Source organism: Nostoc flagelliforme FACHB-838 (genome assembly GCF_014698065.1).
Classification (GTDB): Bacteria; Cyanobacteriota; Cyanobacteriia; order Cyanobacteriales; family Nostocaceae; genus Nostoc; species Nostoc flagelliforme_B.
On the sequence record NZ_JACJSI010000685.1, the window covers coordinates 1 to 1,860 of the forward strand.

Genomic DNA, 1,860 nt, shown 5'->3' on the forward strand with positions numbered 1-1,860 from the left:
CATTGGAGGTAATAAATGAATCCCAAATGGACTGATGAAGAACTCGGAATCATTGAAGCTAAAGCTGAACTTTATACCCCTAAGCAAATAGCCTCAATCTTAAAAAGACATGGCTATTTCCGTACTCCAATTGCTATCGCTACTAAGCTTTGGGCTTTAGGTTATTCTACAAGCCCCTTTCTCGATAACTATAGTAGTGCTGAAATCGCCCGTGTTCTATGTGTGCATTCCACCACCGTTTCTGGTTGGGTGAGACGTGGTTGGTTGAAAACTAGTCGCCGTTCTTCTAAGCGTTATCAAGTTCGGAGATGGCATCTCAAAAGCTTTTTTGAGAATCCCCCACAACATCTAAAAAAGCGTATTGCCTCTATTGACTCCGAAGCCATTAATTACTTATTAGGAAGAAAAGCATGATTGACAATATTAACGCACTAAAAACAAGTTGGTATCTTTCTCCACCTTGGCGTGGAACAATTCCACCTGTTGAAGTGAATTTACTGGAAAGAGTATACCTCAGAACCACGAGAACATTCGGTTACTGCTGCGGTATGCAATGGAAGCATGAGTGCTGGATTTATTCAATTGACTGCCGTAATGAAATACTCCACGCTACACAAAACCAAATCATCGGTATTGGAGAATTAGAAGCCATCAAGGTGCAAAAACCTGCTTTCGTTCTGGGCGAAAGAGTGATGCTCTGTTCTCACGACAAGGGAACAAAACAACGGCTGATTCTGGGGATTGGGCTGGTGAATGATTCTTGGTTTTACGTTGTTGAATTGATGTCGCCAACCTTAACTCAATCACGAACTATATACAATCGTTTTTCGCTGATTGGTGAAAAAAGTTTGGTGCGAGTAAATGTTTAATTCTCTCTAATCAACAACGAAAAATTATCACCCAACCAAAGTTATGCCACAAATCGAAGTAGCTCAAATTATCGACCAGATAAAGCAAGAAATCACTGTTGATGCTTCGGGACACGGTAAAGCTAGTATTCGAGCTACAGCAAGACTTGCCAATATCGATGCTACTGGATTAGTCAGAAGTCTCAAAACTGCTGTAGACAATTCTCGGTCTAAACTGGCTGAAAAGCTTATCCGTAAAGGGTTTGAAGCCGTAGAGATTTTAGGATGGTCGCAGTCTGGTATCCCTGACGTAGCTGTTGCCGCAATACTTCATTATTACGGTTATGAAGCAGGTAGAAGATGTAACGAACAAGCTTCCTTAGCCTGTGAAGCATTTGAAAGTATCGGTGTTCGCGCTTGGATGCAAGACATTATGGGTTGGACAAAACCTGCTACTCAACCACAAGAACAACCCTCCACACCAGCCCTCCCCCCAGTTGAACAACGATTGCATACTCTTGTCCTGGCCATGAAAACTTTATCTGAGTTAACTGGTGGCAGACTTAACCCGTACATGGAACAGCAATTTAAAGACTATGCCGGGAATCTTCTGGCAGAACACAACAGAAAATTGTTAACCCCTTCGGAAGAACGCTGGCTCGGCGTGGTCAACTTTGCAGAGAGCGAACTTGGAAAGAAAGTCCCTATCAGTGGCCCTCACTACCGGGGACATCTTGGGACATGGGTGAGAACATTTTACCCACACTTAGGCGATCGCCAAGAAACGCGATTGGTTAACGGTGTCCAACAGCCCATCTATGTTTACGCTTGTCACGAACCGGCTGTTGCAGCTGGGTTGACCAAAGCTGTAGAAGAATTTTTCGCTCATCCCAGTCCTGGTACAGCGCTAAGGCAGGCGGGGGCTTTCGCTAATAAGAAAGAACAGGTAATGGTTACGTAGCCATCAGTCTTCAGTCTTCAGTTGCCTGCATCTTTCTTACTACTGGCTACG

3 protein-coding genes are annotated in these 1,860 nt (G+C 43.9%); all 3 read left to right on the top strand.

Annotated features, from left to right (window positions below; translation table 11 throughout):
• Positions 1-15 precede the first annotated feature (15 nt).
• From H6G97_RS50675 to H6G97_RS50685, 3 genes are read left to right on the top strand one after another with little or no spacing between them, the layout of a single operon-like run.
• Entirely contained in the window at positions 16-414 is a 399-nt protein-coding gene (locus H6G97_RS50675; protein ID WP_109012896.1) for a MerR family transcriptional regulator, read from the top strand.
• The gene (locus H6G97_RS50680; protein ID WP_190947730.1) at positions 411-869 is read left to right on the top strand and encodes a DUF1392 domain-containing protein; all 459 of its coding nucleotides are present in this window, start codon (positions 411-413) and stop codon (positions 867-869) included. The genes H6G97_RS50675 and H6G97_RS50680 overlap by 4 nt, the downstream gene beginning before the upstream one ends.
• A 43-nt stretch (positions 870-912) precedes the next feature.
• On the top strand, positions 913-1,809 hold the full coding sequence (locus tag H6G97_RS50685; protein WP_190947731.1) for a hypothetical protein: 897 nt from the start codon (positions 913-915) through the stop codon (positions 1,807-1,809).
• The last annotated feature ends 51 nt before the right edge of the window (positions 1,810-1,860 follow it).